Origin of the sequence: uncultured Bradyrhizobium sp. (assembly GCF_936928535.1) — a bacterium.
Classification (GTDB): domain Bacteria; phylum Pseudomonadota; class Alphaproteobacteria; order Rhizobiales; family Xanthobacteraceae; genus Bradyrhizobium.
This window is the reverse complement of sequence record NZ_CAKZHY010000020.1, coordinates 35,782-52,532: the sequence shown is the minus strand read 5'-3', so window position 1 is coordinate 52,532 and position 16,751 is coordinate 35,782. Positions and strand designations below refer to the sequence as shown.

Genomic DNA, 16,751 nt, shown 5'->3' with positions numbered 1-16,751 from the left:
CCAGACCCGCCTCACCTTCGCCCGCTGCGGCGTGATTGATCCGCGCTCGCTCGAGGATTATCGCGCTCACGGCGGATACAAGGGCTTTGAGCGCGCACTTTCGCTCGGCCGCGACGCGATCCTCAATGAAGTCACCGCCTCAGGCCTGCGCGGCCGCGGCGGCGCCGGCTTCCCGACCGGCATCAAGTGGAAGACCGTCGCCCAGGCCATGGCCGATCGCAAATTCATCGTCTGCAACGCGGACGAAGGCGACAGCGGCACCTTCGCCGACCGCATGATCATGGAAGGCGATCCCTTCCTCGTCATCGAGGGCATGACCACAGCAGGCGTCACCGTCGGCGCCACCAAGGGCTACATCTACATCCGCAGCGAGTATCCGCACGCGGTCGAGGCAATGAACGCAGCCATCGTCGCCGCCCGGCGCGGCGGTTATCTCGGCGACAAGATCGGCGGCTCGACCCACAGCTTCGACATGGAAGTGCGCGTCGGCGCCGGCGCATATGTTTGCGGCGAAGAGACTTCGCTGCTGGAGAGCCTCGAAGGCCGTCGTGGCCTCGTGCGCGCCAAGCCGCCGCTGCCGGCGCATCACGGCCTGTTCGGCAAGCCGACCGTCATCAACAACGTGCTGTCGTTCGCCGCGATCCCCTTCATCCTCGCCGAAGGCGCCAAGGCCTATGCCGATTTCGGCATGGGCCGTTCGCGCGGCACGATGCCGATCCAGCTCGCCGGCAACATTCGCCAGGGCGGGCTGTTCGAGACCGCGTTCGGCGTGACGCTCGGCGAGCTCGTCGACGACATCGGCGGCGGCACATTCACCGGACGCCCGGTGCGCGCAGTGCAAGTCGGCGGCCCGCTCGGCGCCTACTTCCCCCGCGCCCTGTTCGACACGCCGTTCGACTACGAGGCCTTTGCCGCACGCGACGGCCTGATCGGCCATGGCGGCATCGTCGTGTTCGACGACAGCGTCGACATGCGCAAGCAGGCTCGTTTCGCCATGGAGTTCTGCGCCATCGAATCCTGCGGCAAGTGCACGCCCTGCCGCATCGGCTCGACCCGCGGCGTCGAGACCATCGAGAAGATCATCAACGGCGAGCGGGTCATCGAAAACCTCGCGCTCGTCGAAGACCTCTGCAACACCATGAAATTCGGCTCGCTCTGCGCACTCGGCGGCTTCACGCCCTACCCCGTGCTCAGCGCGCTGAAGCACTTCCGGGAAGACTTTGTGCCGGCCCCGACCACGCTTCAGGCCGCGGAATAGGAGAACGACAATGTCTCTGATCGAGGAAATCGACTACGGCACGCCGCGCTCCAAATCATCAACGATGGTCACTCTGACCATCGACGGCAATGAGGTCACGGTGCCCGAGGGCACCTCGATCATGCGCGCCGCGATGGATGCAGGCCACCAGATCCCGAAGCTTTGCGCGACCGACATGGTCGACGCATTCGGCTCCTGCCGGCTCTGCGTCGTCGAGATCGAGGGCCGCGCCGGCACGCCGGCCTCCTGCACCACGCCAGTCATGAACGGCCTCGTCGTCCATACCCAGAGCGAAAAGCTGAAGAAGCTGCGCAAGGGCGTGATGGAGCTCTACATCTCCGACCATCCGCTCGATTGCCTCACCTGCGGCGCCAATGGCGATTGCGAATTGCAGGACATGGCCGGCGCTGTCGGCTTGCGCGACGTGCGTTACGGCTATGAGGGCGAGAACCACGTCTTCGCCAAGTCCCATGGCGAGATCAACGCCGCCTGGATGCCGAAGGACGAATCCAACCCTTACTTCACTTACGATCCCTCCAAGTGCATCGTCTGCTCGCGCTGCGTCCGCGCCTGCGAGGAGGTGCAAGGCACCTTCGCGCTGACCATCTCCGGCCGCGGTTTCGACAGCCGCGTCTCGCCCGGCATGAGCGAGAGCTTCCTCGGCTCGGAGTGCGTCTCCTGCGGCGCCTGCGTGCAGGCCTGCCCGACCGCGACGCTGACGGAGAAATCCGTGATCGAGATCGGCCAGCCCGAGCATTCGGTCGTCACCACCTGCGCCTATTGCGGCGTCGGCTGCGCCTTCAAGGCCGAGATGCGCGGCGAGGAAGTCGTGCGCATGGTGCCGTACAAGGACGGCAAGGCCAACCGCGGCCATTCCTGCGTCAAGGGCCGCTTCGCCTGGGGCTACACCAACCACAAGGAACGCATCCTCAATCCGATGATCCGCGAGCGGATCGACGATCCCTGGAAGGAAGTCTCCTGGGACGAGGCGTTCTCCTTCGCTGCCGCCAAGATGCGCGGCATCCAGCAGAAGTACGGCCGCAATGCCATCGGCGGCATCACTTCGTCCCGCTGCACGAATGAAGAAACCTATCTGGTGCAGAAGCTGATCCGCGCCGGCTTCGGCAACAACAACGTCGACACCTGCGCCCGCGTCTGCCACTCCCCGACCGGCTATGGCCTGTCGCAGACTTTTGGCACCTCGGCCGGCACGCAGGACTTCGACTCGGTCGAGGATACCGACGTCGCCGTGATCATCGGCGCCAATCCCGCCTCCGCCCACCCGGTGTTCGCCTCGCGCCTGAAGAAGCGGCTGCGCCAGGGCGCCAAGCTGATCGTGATCGATCCACGCCGCACCGAGATGGTGGAATCGCCGCACGTCAAGGCGCTGCATTTGCCGCTGCTGCCCGGCACCAATGTCGCGGTCGTCACCGCGCTGGCGCATGTCATCGTCACCGAGGGTCTGGTCAACGAAGCCTTCGTGCGCGAGCGCTGCGACTGGGCCGAGTTCGAGGAATGGGCGGCCTTCGTCGCGCAAGCCAAGCACAGCCCGGAAGCCACTGCGATCCTGACCGGCGTCGATCCGAAGGATCTGCGTGAAGCGGCGCGCGTCTACGCCACCGGCGGCAATGGCGCGATCTATTACGGGCTCGGCGTCACCGAGCACAGCCAGGGCTCGACCACGGTAATCGCGATCGCGAACCTCGCGATGGCGACCGGAAACATCGGCCGTCCCGGCGTCGGCGTGAACCCGCTGCGCGGCCAGAACAACGTTCAAGGCTCCTGCGACATGGGCTCGTTCCCGCACGAGCTGCCCGGCTACCGCCATATCTCGGGCGACGCCGTGCGCGACCAGTTCGAGGCGCTGTGGAACGTCAAGCTCAACCCGGAGCCGGGCTTGCGCATTCCCAACATGTTCGACGCCGCGATCGAAGGCACGTTCATGGGCATCTACGTGCAGGGTGAGGACATCCTCCAGTCCGATCCCAACACCAAGCATGTGGTGGCGGCGCTGTCGGCGATGGAGTGCGTGATCGTCCACGACCTCTTCCTGAACGAGACCGCGAACTACGCCCACGTGTTCCTGCCCGGATCGAGCTTTCTCGAGAAGGACGGTACCTTCACCAACGCCGAGCGCCGCATCCAGCGCGTGCGCAAGGTGATGTCGCCGAAGAACGGCATGGCCGACTGGGAGGTCACCATCGGCCTTGCCAAGGCAATGGGCTTCGAGATGAACTATAGCCATCCGTCCGAAATCATGGACGAGATCGCGGCGCTGACTCCGACCTTCACCGGCGTCTCCTACGCCAAGCTCGACGAGCTCGGCTCGGTGCAGTGGCCCTGCAACGAGAAGGCGCCGGAGGGCACGCCGGTGATGCATATCGGCGGCTTCGTCCGCGGCAAGGGCAAGTTCATCGTCACCGAATATGTCGCGACCGACGAGCGCACCGGTCCCCGCTTCCCGCTGCTGCTCACTACGGGCCGCATTCTCAGCCAGTACAATGTCGGCGCGCAGACACGGCGCACCGAGAACGTGGTCTGGCACGCCGAGGACCTGCTGGAGATCCATCCGCACGATGCCGAGCAACGCGGCGTGCGCGACGGCGACTGGGTACGTCTGACGAGCCGCGCCGGCGAGACCACGCTGCGCGCGGAGATCACCGACCGCGTGTCGCCGGGCGTCGTCTACACCACCTTCCACCACCCGGACACCCAGGCCAACGTGATCACGACCGACTATTCGGACTGGGCCACCAACTGTCCGGAATACAAGGTCACGGCGGTGCAGATCTCGCCCTCGAACGGGCCCTCCGACTGGCAGAAATCCTACGACGAGCAGGCGCGGCACTCCCGCCGTATCGCGCCTGCCGAGGCCGCGGAGTAACCGCATGCATGTGCCGGTCCAGGCCATCGACCGCGAGATCTGGCGCGACGATGTCGCGTCGGAAGGGACACGGCTAATCCCGGAGGAGACGCCGCTGGCGCTGACCTATAATGGCGGCACCTATGCCGTCATGATGGGGACGCCGCAGAACCTCGAAGATTTCGCCGTCGGCTTCAGCCTGGACGAAGGCATCATCAAGTCGGTCGACGACATCAAGTCGCTCGAAATCGTCCGTCTCGACGACGGCATCGAGCTGCGTATGTGGCTCGCGTCAGAGGATGCCGCGCGCATCAGCGAGCGCCGCCGCCACATCGCCGGCCCGACCGGCTGCGGCATCTGCGGCATCGATTCCATCGCCGAGGCGATACGGCCCGCGGCGATCGTGCGGCAGGGTCAGCTCTTCACGCCGCAACAGATCATGTCGGCGATGCAGGCGATCGCGCCCCTGCAATCGATCAACATGCAGACCCGCGCGGTTCACGCAGCCGCCTTCTGGACGCCGCCGAATGGCATCGTGGCGCTGCGCGAGGATGTCGGCCGCCACAATGCGCTCGACAAGCTCGCAGGCGCGCTGGCCCGCAGCCGCACGGATGCAAGCGCCGGCCTGGTGCTGCTGACCAGCCGCGTCTCGGTCGAGATGGTGCAGAAGACGGCTGCGATCGGTGGGCCAGTGATGGTCGCGGTCTCCGCGCCGACCGCGCTTGCGGTCCGCACCGCGGAGGCTGCCGGTATCACGCTGATTGCAATTGCCCGCAACGACGGGTTTGAAGTGTTCACGCACCAGGGCCGTGTCGCGGCTCATTGTGGACAGGAGATCATCGATGTCGTCGCCTGCTGACCGCCTCGTCTACATGGCCAACCAGATCGGCATGTTCTTCAAGAGCCAGGGCCACGACAAGGCCGTGCCTGGCATTGCCGACCACATCAAGAAATTCTGGGATCCCCGGATGAAGCGCGCGATCTTCGCGCATCTCGATGCCGGCGGCGCGGGCTTGGAGCCGAACGTGCTCGAAGCCCTTACCTCGCTCAAGCAGACGGCTTCCCTTCCAGAAGCGCATTGAACACGCGCCGCACCTCGCTTTGCGTTTCCTTCACGCGCGCCTCGAGCGAGGAGAAATCCGGCGCATCGCCCGCGCGCGCCATCACGCGCTGCAGGTCCGTACCGGCGGTTTCCGGCTTGAAACGCTCGCTGACGCAGAGACGGAGAATTTGCGTCAAATCGTGATAGAGCCGCGCCGCGGCACGCAGGATTTCGGTTTCAGGTTGCCCGAGCACGCCAAGCCGACATGCATTCTCCAGCACCTGCACCGTGCTGACGTCGAGAATATCGGGCTTGTCGTGGGCGTGGACGAGCTGGAGATATTGCGCGATGAAATCGATGTCGACCATGCCGCCCGAGGCGTATTTCAGGTCCCAATGATCGGTCTCGCCCTTCTCCTGCGCAATCGCGCGGCGCATGTCGGCGACGTCATTGGCGATAATGACCGGATCGCGACGGCGGGTCAGGACTTCGCGGATGATCTGTTCGATCCGCGCGGTGAATTCCGGTGACGCCGACACCACGCGCGCGCGCGTCAATGCCATGTGCTCCCAGGTCCAGGCCTCATTGGCCTGGTAGTCGGCGAAGGAGATAAGGCTCGACGCCACGGGACCTGCGCGCCCCGAGGGCCGCAGCCGCATGTCGATCTCGTAGAGCACGCCGTAATTGGTGCGGGTCGTGAAGGCGCTGATCAGGCGCTGGGTGAGGCGGGCGAAATAATGCGCGCCCTGCAGTGATTTCTGGCCGTCGGAATCAGGATTGTCGCTGTCGAAATCGTAGAGCAGGATCAGATCGAGATCCGATGACGCCGTCATCTCGCGGCTGCCGAGCCGGCCCATCGCGATGATCGCGGTCTCCTGCCCCTTGATCCGGCCGTGCTGGGCGGCAAAGCGATCGGCGACGAGGCCGTGCACGGTATGAACGATGCCCTCGGCGACGTCGGCAAAGGCCGTACTGGCTTGCTGCGCCGAAACGGTGCCGGACAGGATGCGCGTGCCGATCAGGAACAGGCTCTCCTGTCCGAACAGGCGCAGCCGATCCAGAAATTCCTCGTAGGAGCCCGCATCCTGGACCGTGGTCGCAAGCCGTGCCGACAATTCCCGCCTGTCCGGCATCGCGCCGAAGAAACGCGGATCGATCAGACCGTCCATCAATTGCGGCTGCCGCGCCAGCATCTCGCCGAGCCGGGGCGCCGCGCCAAGCACCAGCGCCACGAGCGCGACGAGATCGCGGTTCTGGCTCAGCAGCGTGATCAGTCTGCCGCCGCGCTGGAGCGCCTGGAGGAAATGGTCGAATGCCACAACGGCGCGGTCCGGCTCCTCGGCGTGCGCCAATCCGTCGATCAGGGCCGGCACGAACTCGACGAAAGCGTTTCGCGTCGCCTCGACGCGGAACACGCGATAGTCCCCGGTGAGCCAGTCGCAGACGGTCTGGGCTACCGCAGCGGGCTTCTTGAAGCCGAGCGTCGTCAGATGCGCAAGCAGGCGCGGATCATCGGGACCGGCCCGATAGTCGATTGCCGGCAGGCTTGCCGTGCCGGTTGGATCATCGCCCTCGAACAGCTTTTCGTAGTGCCCCTGGACGATCGCGAGCTGGCGCAACAGGTCGCGCGCGAAGGCCTCACGGCTGTCATAACCGAAGAACCAGGCGAAGCGTTCGACTGCCCCCTTGTCCTCCGGCAGCGCATGGGTCTGCTCGTCGGCGATCATCTGGAGACGATGCTCCACCCGGCGCAGGAATTCATAGGCCGTGGTCAGCTCGTCCCGAGCCGCGGAGGTGATCCAGTTGCGGGCGGCGAGGATGTCGAGCGCGGCCAGCGTCGGCCGCACCCGCAGCTCCGGATGGCGACCGCCCGCGATCAGCTGCTGGGTCTGGGCGAAGAACTCGATCTCGCGGATGCCGCCGCGGCCGACCTTGACGTTGTGGCCCTCGACCGCAATCTCGCTCTGGCCGCGATAGGTCTGCATCTGCCGTTTCATGTCGTGCACGTCGGCAAGCGCAGCGAAGTCGAGGTGCTTGCGCCAGACGAAGGGCGCGATTTCGGCCAGCAGCGCCTCGCCCGCTCTGGGGTCGCCGGCACACGCCCGCGCCTTGATCATCGCGGCGCGCTCCCAGGTGCGCCCTTCCCGCTCGTAATAGTTCAGCGCGGCATCGCGCGAGATCGCCACCTGGGTCGAGGATGGATCCGGGCGCAGCCGCAGATCGACGCGGAACACGTAACCCTCATAGGTCCGCTGCTGGAGGATGCGCGCCATGCCCTGCGTCACCCGAACAAAGAACGGCTGCGGCTCTATGTCGGGCACAAGCGTCGTGGCATCGGGGTCGAAGAACACAATGAGATCGATGTCGCTGGAATAGTTCAGCTCGCCTGCACCCATCTTGCCCATGGCGAGCACGATCAGGCCGCAGCCGATCTCCGGCGCCTCGAGATCTGACGGCACGAGCTTGCCGCGTGCGGCTTCCTGTCGCAGCAAATACTGCAGTGCCGCCTGCACCGAGGACACTGCGAGATCGGTCAACGCCGCCGTGACCCGCATCACCGGCCAGACCCCGCCGATGTCGCACAGCGCGATCAGCAGTGCAGCCTCCGCCTTCATGCGGCGAAGCAGCCGCATCACCTCGGCCTCGTCCGGCGCTGCCAGCACCGCGCCCCTCGCCTCCGCGATCAGCGCGGCGAGATGCGCATCGGGCTCGCATTCGAGCAATCGGATCACGCGAACCGGATCGGCGCGCACCAGATCGAACAAATAAGGCGAGAATTCCGCGATGCCGGCAAGAACAGCCCGGGCAAAGGGATGGACCAGCAGCGCGTCCAAACGAGCTGATTGTGCCGGCTCGAGCTCGGCCAGCCAGCCTTCAAAACGGCGTTCGTCTGATGTGGAAGCGGCAATATGGGGAGCCTCCGCGAAGCGCGTGGCCAGGCTCTCACCATGCTTGTCCGCGTTTCCCGGCGCGGAGTTGATCATGCCACCTTCTGTGGCACATCCTGTATTGGCGGAGCAACCCTGTCGCCGGCACCCGCGCGCGCCGGCAGCACCAGCGTGGCGACGAGACCGGGATGGGCGTCGCCCAGCCGCAATTCGCCACCATGCAATGTGGCGACGGCGGAGGCGAGGCTGAGGCCAAGGCCGGAGCCCGGCATGGTGCGGCTCGCTTCCAGCCGCACGAAGCGCTCGACGACGTGCTTGCGATCGCCTTCCGGAATGCCGGGGCCGCGATCGGTGACGCTGAGCAGCACCTGATCGCCTTCGCGCTTCGCCTCGATCGTGATCTGACGCGCGTCCATGCTGACCACGGTTCCCGAGGCCACCGCGGCCGGCTTGCCGTATTTGATCGCATTCTCGACCAGATTGGCGAGCGCCTGGCTGATCAACTCGCGATTGCCGTGGAGGAGCGCTGCTTCCGTCTTGACCTTCAAGGTCATGCCGTCGTCCTCGGCGAGCGGCTCGTAAAGCTCGTGAATGCCGCCCGCGACATCGGCGGCATCGAAATCATCCATGTTGCCGCGCGCCTGACCGGACTCGGCGCGCGCGATCATCAGCAGCGCGTTGAAGGTGCGGATCAGCCCGTCGGATTCCTCGATGGTCCGCTCCAGCGCGGCACGATAGTCAGCCTCGCAGCCGGATTTCGCCAGCGCCTCCTCCGCGCGGTTGCGAAGTCGCGTCAGTGGCGTCTTGAGGTCGTGGGCAATGTTGTCGGAGACTTCCTTCAGCCCGGCCATGAGCGCCTCGATCCGCTCCAGCATCGCGTTGAGGTTCTCGGCGAGGCGGTCGAGCTCGTCGCCGCTGCGACCAACCGGCAGGCGCTCGCTGAGATCGCCGGTCATGATGCGATGCGCGGTGCCGCTCATCGCATCGATGCGCGTCAGGACCCTGCGCGCGACGAAGATGCCCCCGCCAAGGCCAAGCACCACGACGATCAGGATCGACCATTGCGCGGCCTTGGCGACGATGCCGAACAGGCGTCGGCGCTCGGCAAGGTCGCGGCCGACCAGGAGGCGGAAGCCGTTCTCGAGCTCCGTGACGCGCACCAGCGCGCGATGGTCGCGGTCGTCAGCGTCCTCGATGCGCCGGTAGGCGGTCTCCGACCAGCCGCGCGTCGCCATCACGCCCGGCGCCAGCGAGCCGACATTGCCGGCGATCGCCTGCCCGGTCGGCGTGGTCACGAGGTAAAGATTGGCGCCCGGTCGCAGCGCCCGATACTCGATGGTGCGCACGAGGTAGTAGAGCCCACGGCGGCCGTAGATCTCGTTGATCTCCGAGGTCTCGGCATTGACCGTCTGCGTGATCTCTTCATTGATCAGCCGCCGCGTATTCCAGGCGAAATAGCCGAGCAGCGAGGCCGCGAACATCGCAAACAGGAACAGGTAGGCCAGCGTCAGCCGGAACGCCGTGGTGCGGACGAGTTTACCGAATGCCGTCACGGATCATGTACCCAGCGCCGCGGATCGTGTGCAGCAGCGGCCGCTCAAAACCCTTGTCGATCTTGGAGCGCAGCCGCGAAATGTGCACGTCGATCACGTTGGTCTGCGGATCGAAATGATAATCCCAGACGTTCTCCAGCAGCATGGTGCGCGTCACCACCTGGCCGGCATGCTTCATGAGGTATTCGAGCAGGCGGAATTCGCGCGGCTGCAGCGTCAGCTCGTCCTTGCCGCGGGCGACGCGGTGGGAGAGCCGGTCGAGCTCGAGGTCGCCGACCCGGTAAAGCGTGTCCTCGGCAGGTCCGCCGCGGCGGCGCGACAGCACCTCGACGCGGGCGAGCAGCTCGGCGAAGGAATAGGGCTTTGGCAGATAGTCGTCGCCGCCGGCGCGCAGGCCCTTGATGCGGTCGTCGACCTGACCGAGTGCGGACAGGATCAGCACCGGCGTCGTGTCGCCTTTGTCGCGCAGCGAGCCGATCAGCGACAGCCCGTCGCGCTTGGGCAGCATGCGATCGACCACCAGCACGTCGTAATCGCCGTTCTCGGCCATGGCGAGGCCCTCCTCGCCGTCACCAGCGTGGTCTGCAATGTGTCCGACCTCGCGAAACGCCTTCACGAGATAGTCGGCGGATTCGCGGTCGTCTTCGATGATGAGGAGGCGCATCGTGCGTTCGGCGGCGGTCAAGGAGGTCAACCTTCTCTAAACATGGCGCGAGCGGCAATCGCATGCAAGCCGAGTGAGCGAGACCCGGGGTAGGCAAAAAGGCGGGCGGTGAAGCTGGGGGGACCTCACCGCCCTAGACCTTCCGACGGAGGGGGGCGTAATTCCACCGGAAGGTAGGCGTGGGGAGCAGGCATTGCGCTGCTCCCCGGAAGAGTGCCGACGGCGGGGGCGACTGATGCCGGCGACACCCTTCATGTCGTAAGCCTCCTGAGGCTCAGCCCTTGTCAGCCTTTGGCGATGGGCACTGCGACGAAGCGCGACTGGCCGCCGCTCTTCACGCGCATCAGGACGCTGTTCTTGTTGTCGGTCCGCGCCGCGGTGATGGCATCGCGGACATCGCCGGCGGTGCTCACGCTCTTGCCGCCGACTTCGAGAATCACGTCGCCTTCCTTGAAGCCGCGTTCGGCCGCGGCGCTCTTCGGATCGACTTCGGTGACCACGACGCCGTCCTTGCCGGCGCCGGCCACGGAATTGGCGGGCGCAACGGTCATGCCGAGCTTCGGCACGTCCGTGCCCTTGCTGGCGCTCTTGCCGCTGTCGTTATCGGTGTCGGCCTTGGCCTCGACCGTGTTCGGCAGCTGGCCGAGGGTGAGGTTCACGACCTTGTCCTGGCCCTTGTGCAGCACGTTGAGCTTCACCGCCGCGCCGGGCGCCATGCCGCCGATGGTGCGGGCGAGCTCGCGCGCATCCTTGACGGATTCGCCGTTGACCGACGTGATCACGTCGCCGGATTCGATGCCCGCCTTCGCGGCCGGACCATCCTTCTGCGGCTCCGCCACCAGCGCGCCTTCGGCCTTCTTCATGCCGAGGCTGTCGGCGATGTCGGAGGTGACGGGCTGGATCTGCACGCCGATCCAGCCGCGGCTGACCGAGCCCTTGTCCTTGAGCTGGGCTACGACGCTCTTCACCGTCGCGGCGGGAATGGAGAACGCGATGCCGACGCTGCCGCCGGACGGCGAGTAGATCGCGGTGTTGACGCCCATCACCTCGCCATTGGTGTCGAAAGCCGGACCGCCGGAATTGCCCTTGTTCACGGGCGCGTCGATCTGGATGAAATCGTCATAGGGGCCGTTGCCGATGTCGCGGCCGCTGGCCGAGACGATGCCCGCGGTGACGGTGCCGCCGAGACCGAAGGGATTGCCGACCGCGAGCACCCAGTCGCCGATCCGCGGCTTGCTGTCCGCGAGTTTGGCGAAGGAGAAATTCGAGCCGCCCTCGACCTTGATCAGAGCAAGATCGGTCCGCTGGTCGGTGCCGATCACCTTGGCGCTGTAGGTCTTGCCGTCGTCGGTGGTGACCTCGACCTTGTCGGCGCCGTCGACCACGTGGTTGTTGGTCACCGCATAGCCGTCGGCCGAGATGAAGAAGCCGGAGCCTTGGCCCTGCACGACGCGGCCACGACCACCGCCCTTCAGGCCGGGAATGCCATCCGGACCGCCGAAGCGGCGGAAGAAGCGCTCCATCGGCGAACCCGGCTGGAACGGCGACTGCGCATCATCGCCGTCGTCGTTGCTCGCGGTCTTCTCCTTGATGTTGACCTTGACCGAGATCACCGAGGGCTTCACGCGCTCGACAATGTCGGCAAAACCGATCGGACGATCGACCTTCTTGACCTCGTTGTTGACCTGCGCATGCGCCGGGCTCGAGAACAGGTCCGCGGGCGAGGTCGACGGGCTGAAGCCGTGGACGGCGATACCGAGACCGGCGACGACCGAGGCCATCAGCGCGATCCTGCGGGCGGACAACACCGAACGGCGGCGCTGCCGGAAGGAAGGAAGGTTCGTGAGATCGGGACGATCAGTCATGCAGGTCTCCAGGGCCTAGAAATCCATGTGGTGCCTGATAATGGCACCTTGCGGACCTGAACATGGGGACTTGCGCCTTACCGCGCGCTGGCTGGCGGGTTAAACTTTTGTAATAAAGTCCGTGCCTGCCTGCGGCAGTTTAGCGCAGACCGAAAATCATGATTTGACAGGAACTTAACCCGGTTCCGGAGACGACGCCGAAGCGCCCTCAACTCGCCCTGACGCTGACGATGAATTCGTCGACTTCGCGCTTCAGGGTCGCGGCCTGCTGCGACAGGCTGGCGGCGGAATCCCGCGCCTCGGCCGCCATCCGGCCGGTCTCGGCCGAGGTCGAGGTGATCTGGACGATGTGGTTGGAGACGTCGAGCGTGCCGCGCGCGGCGTCCTGGACGCTGCGGCTGATGTCCTGCGTGGCATTGCGCTGCTGGGACGTATCCACCTCGATGCCGGACATGATCGACGAGATCTCCGATAGCGTGTTCGAGATGGCATCGATCGCCCCGCGCGTCTCCGCGGTGATGCCCTGGATGCTGGCGACGTGCGAGGTGATCTCCTCGGTCGCCTTGCTGGTCTGGTCCGCAAGGCTCTTCACTTCGGAAGCCACCACGGCAAAGCCCTTGCCGGCTTCGCCTGCCCGCGCCGCCTCGATCGTGGCGTTGAGCGCGAGCAGATTGGTCTGTGAGGCGATCGCTTGCACGAGCTGCACGACCTCGCCGATCTTGTCGGCGGCATCCGACAGCGTGTGGATGGTGTCGCGGCTCTTCTCGGCCTGCGTGGCGGCACCTTCGGCGCGCTGGGTCGCGTCGGTGACACGGCGGCTGATCGTGCCGATCGAGGTCGTCATTTCTTCAGCGGAGCCCGCAACCGTCTGCACGCTGCCACTGGCCTGGCTCGCTGCACTGGCGACCGCGTTGGCCTTGGTGCTGGTGTCGTTGGCGGTGTGCGACAACGTCTCGGCGTTGCGCATGAGGTGCACGGCCGACGACGCCACGCTATCGACGACGCTGGCGACGAGCTCGTTGAAACTTCTGATGCGACCATCGAGATATTTCGATCGCTCGGCCTGGTGCTGGGCTTCATGCAGCTGCTGCTCGGTCAGACGCCGCCGCTCGAGACCGTTGGTCTTGAACACCTCCAGCGCGCCGGCGAGCAGCCCGATCTCGTTGGTGCCGCCGAGGCCCGGAACCAGTGTCTCGAACTTCTGGTCGGCAACCTCACGCATCGCATGCACGATCGCCGCGAGCGGGTTGAGGATGCCGTTTCGTACGGCGAACCATGTGGCGAGGCAGATCGCGACGGCGATGACTGCGATCATACCGCAGGCAACAAGGAACCAGGAGAACGCGGCTTGCGCTTGGTGATAGATCTGCATCGCGTGGTCGCGCGCAGGACCGCTCAGCGCGGCAAAGTCGGACGACAGGCCGGTGATCTCGTTGTTGAGGTAGAGCACCGCGACGAAGCCGGTGCCGCCGCCGATGCCCAACAGGAACAATAATGCAGCGACGACGGCGCCGACCAGAAAGCGGATCGTCAGATTGCTGTTCGTGAACATCGCTTGAGGACTCAAGATCTGGAATGGAATCTTCCGACAAGTTTCCAGACAAAGGTCAACAGAGCATGAAACGCGCTTCCCCCGACACCCTACGTATCACTACGTAGATTCAAGAGGATTTCGCGTCTTCGGACATCAACGCGGCGAGCCGGGCTTGTTCGTCCGGCGTCAGCGGCGGCGTCGGTACATCTGCACCGTCCTGCGCGCGACGGCGGTTTTGCCGCCACAGCGCGAAGCCGCCACCGGCGAGCAGCAGCGGCGCGAGCAGCCAGAGCAGCATGGTCTGCCGTTCGAACCGCGGCTTCAGCAGCACGAACTCGCCGTAGCGCGCGACCAGGAAATCGAGCACCTGTGAATTGCTGTCGCCGGCCGCGATCCGCTCCCGCACAAGCAGCCGCAGGTCGCGCGCGAGCGGTGCATCGGAATCGTCAATCGACTGGTTCTGACAGACCATGCAACGCAGCTCGCGCGACAATTCGCGCGCGCGGGCCTCTTTCACGGGATCCGCCATGATCTCGTCGGGCTGTACGGCGTGCACCGCAGGCGCTGCCAGCAGCATCAGCGCGACGAAAGCGGCCATCATCCGGCGCATCGATCACTCCGCCGGTTGCAGGCGCTGCTTGGCGCGCGCCGGCTTCGGCGCGCCGACGCGCAGGCGCCGATCGGACAGAGACAGCATGCCGCCAAACGCCATCAGCACCGGACCCCACCAGATCATCAGCACGAACGGCTTGTGATAGATGCGGACGGCGATGGCGCCGTCGGCGGTGACGTCACCCAGCGAGATGTAGAGCTGGCTCGCCCCGCGGGTCAAAAGCGCAGCCTCCGTGGTCGAAGAGCCGCGCGTCGTGAAGCTGCGCTTCGACGGCGTCATGACGCTGAGTGCTTCACCACCGTGGCTGACGTTGAACTGCGCGATCATCTCGCGGTAGTTCGGCCCCTGGCGCTCGAGCAGGCCGTCGAGCTTGAGCTCATAGCCGGCGACCTGGGCGACGTCGTTCGGTTTCATGGTCGCGATATATTCGCTGTTCCAGGTGGTCTCGCAGACGATCCCGATCAGCGCAACGCCGAGACCGGCATGCGCAAACGCGGTGCCCCAGGCCGAGCGCGGCAGGCCGCGGGCGCGATGAAATGTTGTCGCGAATGGCAGGCGAAACAGACCGGTTCGCTCGGCGATATCGGTCACGGCGCCGGCGATGACGAAGACGCCAAGCCCGATCGCCAGCGGCGCCAATGCGCTGCCACCACGCGTCCAGCCCCAGACAATGGCGACCACGACAAGACCGGCGACGCCCGCCGCCAGCAGGCGCTGGGTGACGCCGAGCAGATCGCCGCGCTTCCACGCCAGCATCGGCCCGAACGGCACCGCGAGCAGCAACAGCGCGAACAGCGGTGCGAAGGTGAGGTTGTAGAACGGCGCGCCCACGGACATCTTGAAATCGGCGAGCACTTCCATCGCCAGCGGATAGAGCGTGCCGAACAGCACGACCGCGCAGGCGACTGTGAGTAGCAGATTGTTCAGCACCAGCGCGCCCTCGCGCGAGATCGGCGCAAACAGGCCGCCCTGCTTCAACGAGGTCGCACGCCCGGCGAACAGCGACAGGCTGCCGCCGATGAACAGGCAGAGAATCAGCAGGATGAAGACGCCGCGGGTCGGATCGTTGGCAAAGGCGTGCACGGAGGTGATGACACCCGAGCGCACCAGGAAGGTGCCGAGCAGCGAGAGCGAGAAGGTCAGGATCGACAGCAGGATCGTCCAGACCTTCAGCGCATTGCGCTTCTCCATCACCAGCGCCGAGTGCAGCAGCGCGGTGCCGGCGAGCCACGGCATCAGCGAGGCATTCTCGACCGGGTCCCAGAACCACCAGCCGCCCCAGCCGAGCTCGTAATAGGCCCAGTAGGAGCCCATCGCGATGCCGAGCGTCAGGAAGATCCAGGCGACCAGCGTCCACGGCCGCACCCAGCGCGCCCAGGCCGCGTCGATCCGCCCCTCGAGCAGCGCCGCAATGGCGAAAGAGAATGAGATCGAGAAGCCGACATAGCCGAGATAGAGCATCGGCGGATGCACGGCGAGGCCAATATCCTGGAGCACCGGATTGAGGTCGCGCCCCTCGATCGGCGGATTGGCGATGCGCAGGAACGGATTCGAGGTGATCAGGATAAAGAGATAGAAGGCGCTCGCGATCCAGGCCTGCACGGCGAGCACATGGGCGCGCAGCGACAGCGGCAGGTTATTGCCGAAGGCCGCGACCAGCCCGCCAAACAAAGCGAGGATCGACACCCAGAGCAGCATCGAGCCTTCATGATTTCCCCACACGCCGGTGATCTTGTAGATCAGCGGCTTCATTGAGTGCGAGTTCTCGTAAACGTTGGCGACGGAGAAATCCGAGTTCACGTGCAGCGTCACAAGCGCAACGAACGAGGCACCGACGAACAGCAGCTGCGCGAGCGCAGTCGAGCGCGCCACGTTCATCAGCGCAGGATCGCGCAAGCGCGCGCCGATGACGGGCACGAAGGACTGGATCAATGCCAGCGCGAGCGCCAGCACCAGCGCGTAATGTCCGGCTTCCGCGATCACCGCACCGCTCCTTGCGAATTGCCCTGTGCCGTCGTCGCCGCCGGCTTTCCGGCGTAATCGTCCTTCCAATGCCCCTGCTTCTTCAAGGCATCGGCGACGTCCTTGGGCATGTAGGTCTCGTCGTGCTTCGCGAGCACGGTGTCGGCCTTGAACACGCCGTTCGCATCGAGCGCACCTTCGGCGACGACGCCCTGCCCTTCCCGGAACAGATCCGGCAAAATGCCCTTGTAGGCCACGGGCAGCTTGGCGCCGCCATCGGCAACCTCGAACGTCACGGCGAGATTGTCGCCGCGCTGGAGCGAGCCCGGCTGGACCAGGCCGCCAAGGCGAAAGCGCCTGCCGGGCTGGACATGCTTCTCGGCCACCATGGTCGGGGTCGAGAAGAACACGATGGAGTCGCGCAACGCATTGAGCACCAGCGCGGCCGCGAGCGCGAGCACGGCGAGCGAGCCGCCGATGATGGTCATACGTCGCTGCTTGCGCGTCAT

General features: G+C 65.6%; 12 protein-coding genes. 4 read left to right on the top strand and 8 right to left on the bottom strand.

Features of this window, described 5'->3' with window-relative positions; genetic code table 11:
- The 4 genes from Q0687_RS02340 to Q0687_RS02325 all read left to right on the top strand — a co-directional run.
- Window positions 1–1,258: NADH-quinone oxidoreductase subunit F (locus tag Q0687_RS02340; protein ID WP_298871710.1), on the top strand; the 1,258-nt coding region annotated here is incomplete at its 5' end.
- A 10-nt stretch (window positions 1,259–1,268) separates the two neighbouring features.
- Window positions 1,269–4,142, top strand: a complete 2,874-nt coding sequence (fdhF, locus tag Q0687_RS02335; RefSeq protein ID WP_298871707.1) for a formate dehydrogenase subunit alpha — start codon at window positions 1,269–1,271, stop codon at window positions 4,140–4,142.
- 4 nt (window positions 4,143–4,146) lie between these two features.
- The gene (gene fdhD, locus Q0687_RS02330; RefSeq protein WP_298871705.1) at window positions 4,147–4,980 is read left to right on the top strand and encodes a formate dehydrogenase accessory sulfurtransferase FdhD; all 834 of its coding nucleotides are present in this window, start codon (window positions 4,147–4,149) and stop codon (window positions 4,978–4,980) included.
- Window positions 4,964–5,203, top strand: a complete 240-nt coding sequence (locus tag Q0687_RS02325; RefSeq protein ID WP_298871703.1) for a formate dehydrogenase subunit delta — start codon at window positions 4,964–4,966, stop codon at window positions 5,201–5,203. Before fdhD ends, Q0687_RS02325 begins: the two co-directional genes overlap by 17 nt.
- On the opposite strand, the gene Q0687_RS02320 is transcribed toward Q0687_RS02325, so the two are convergent.
- The 8 genes from Q0687_RS02320 to ccmE form a co-directional block, all read right to left on the bottom strand.
- Window positions 5,169–8,147, bottom strand: a complete 2,979-nt coding sequence (locus Q0687_RS02320; protein ID WP_298871701.1) for a bifunctional [glutamine synthetase] adenylyltransferase/[glutamine synthetase]-adenylyl-L-tyrosine phosphorylase — start codon at window positions 8,145–8,147, stop codon at window positions 5,169–5,171. The two genes, Q0687_RS02325 and Q0687_RS02320, sit on opposite strands and share 35 nt — an antisense overlap.
- A complete protein-coding gene (locus Q0687_RS02315) occupies window positions 8,144–9,604 on the bottom strand; it encodes an ATP-binding protein (protein ID WP_298871700.1) in 1,461 nt (486 codons plus the stop codon). The genes Q0687_RS02320 and Q0687_RS02315 overlap by 4 nt, the downstream gene beginning before the upstream one ends.
- Complete coding sequence (locus tag Q0687_RS02310) at window positions 9,588–10,268, bottom strand: response regulator transcription factor (RefSeq protein WP_298871699.1); 681 nt, start codon at window positions 10,266–10,268, stop codon at window positions 9,588–9,590. The genes Q0687_RS02315 and Q0687_RS02310 overlap by 17 nt, the downstream gene beginning before the upstream one ends.
- A gap of 284 nt (window positions 10,269–10,552) precedes the next feature.
- Window positions 10,553–12,133: a Do family serine endopeptidase gene (locus tag Q0687_RS02305; protein WP_298871698.1), complete on the bottom strand. Its 1,581-nt coding sequence runs from the start codon at window positions 12,131–12,133 to the stop codon at window positions 10,553–10,555.
- A 208-nt stretch (window positions 12,134–12,341) separates the two neighbouring features.
- Entirely contained in the window at window positions 12,342–13,685 is a 1,344-nt protein-coding gene (locus Q0687_RS02300) for a methyl-accepting chemotaxis protein (RefSeq protein WP_298871697.1), read from the bottom strand.
- A gap of 109 nt (window positions 13,686–13,794) precedes the next feature.
- Window positions 13,795–14,277, bottom strand: a complete 483-nt coding sequence (locus tag Q0687_RS02295) for a cytochrome c-type biogenesis protein (RefSeq protein WP_298871696.1) — start codon at window positions 14,275–14,277, stop codon at window positions 13,795–13,797.
- A 3-nt stretch (window positions 14,278–14,280) separates the two neighbouring features.
- Complete coding sequence (locus tag Q0687_RS02290) at window positions 14,281–16,263, bottom strand: heme lyase CcmF/NrfE family subunit (RefSeq protein WP_298871694.1); 1,983 nt, start codon at window positions 16,261–16,263, stop codon at window positions 14,281–14,283.
- On the bottom strand, window positions 16,260–16,751 hold the full coding sequence (gene ccmE, locus Q0687_RS02285; RefSeq protein ID WP_298871693.1) for a cytochrome c maturation protein CcmE: 492 nt from the start codon (window positions 16,749–16,751) through the stop codon (window positions 16,260–16,262). The genes Q0687_RS02290 and ccmE overlap by 4 nt, the downstream gene beginning before the upstream one ends.

What these genes read in the sequence shown, in the direction of transcription:
- fdhF (WP_298871707.1), top strand. Translation starts at nt 1,269, where the DNA reads ATGTCTCTGATCGAGGAAATCGACTACGGCACGCCGCGCTCCAAATCA.
- fdhD (WP_298871705.1), top strand. Translation starts at nt 4,147, where the DNA reads ATGCATGTGCCGGTCCAGGCCATCGACCGCGAGATCTGGCGCGACGAT.
- Q0687_RS02325 (WP_298871703.1), top strand. Translation starts at nt 4,964, where the DNA reads ATGTCGTCGCCTGCTGACCGCCTCGTCTACATGGCCAACCAGATCGGC.
- Q0687_RS02320 (WP_298871701.1), bottom strand. Translation starts at nt 8,147, where the DNA reads ATGATCAACTCCGCGCCGGGAAACGCGGACAAGCATGGTGAGAGCCTG.
- Q0687_RS02310 (WP_298871699.1), bottom strand. Translation starts at nt 10,268, where the DNA reads ATGCGCCTCCTCATCATCGAAGACGACCGCGAATCCGCCGACTATCTC.
- Q0687_RS02305 (WP_298871698.1), bottom strand. Translation starts at nt 12,133, where the DNA reads ATGACTGATCGTCCCGATCTCACGAACCTTCCTTCCTTCCGGCAGCGC.
- Q0687_RS02300 (WP_298871697.1), bottom strand. Translation starts at nt 13,685, where the DNA reads ATGTTCACGAACAGCAATCTGACGATCCGCTTTCTGGTCGGCGCCGTC.
- Q0687_RS02295 (WP_298871696.1), bottom strand. Translation starts at nt 14,277, where the DNA reads ATGCGCCGGATGATGGCCGCTTTCGTCGCGCTGATGCTGCTGGCAGCG.
- ccmE (WP_298871693.1), bottom strand. Translation starts at nt 16,751, where the DNA reads ATGACGCGCAAGCAGCGACGTATGACCATCATCGGCGGCTCGCTCGCC.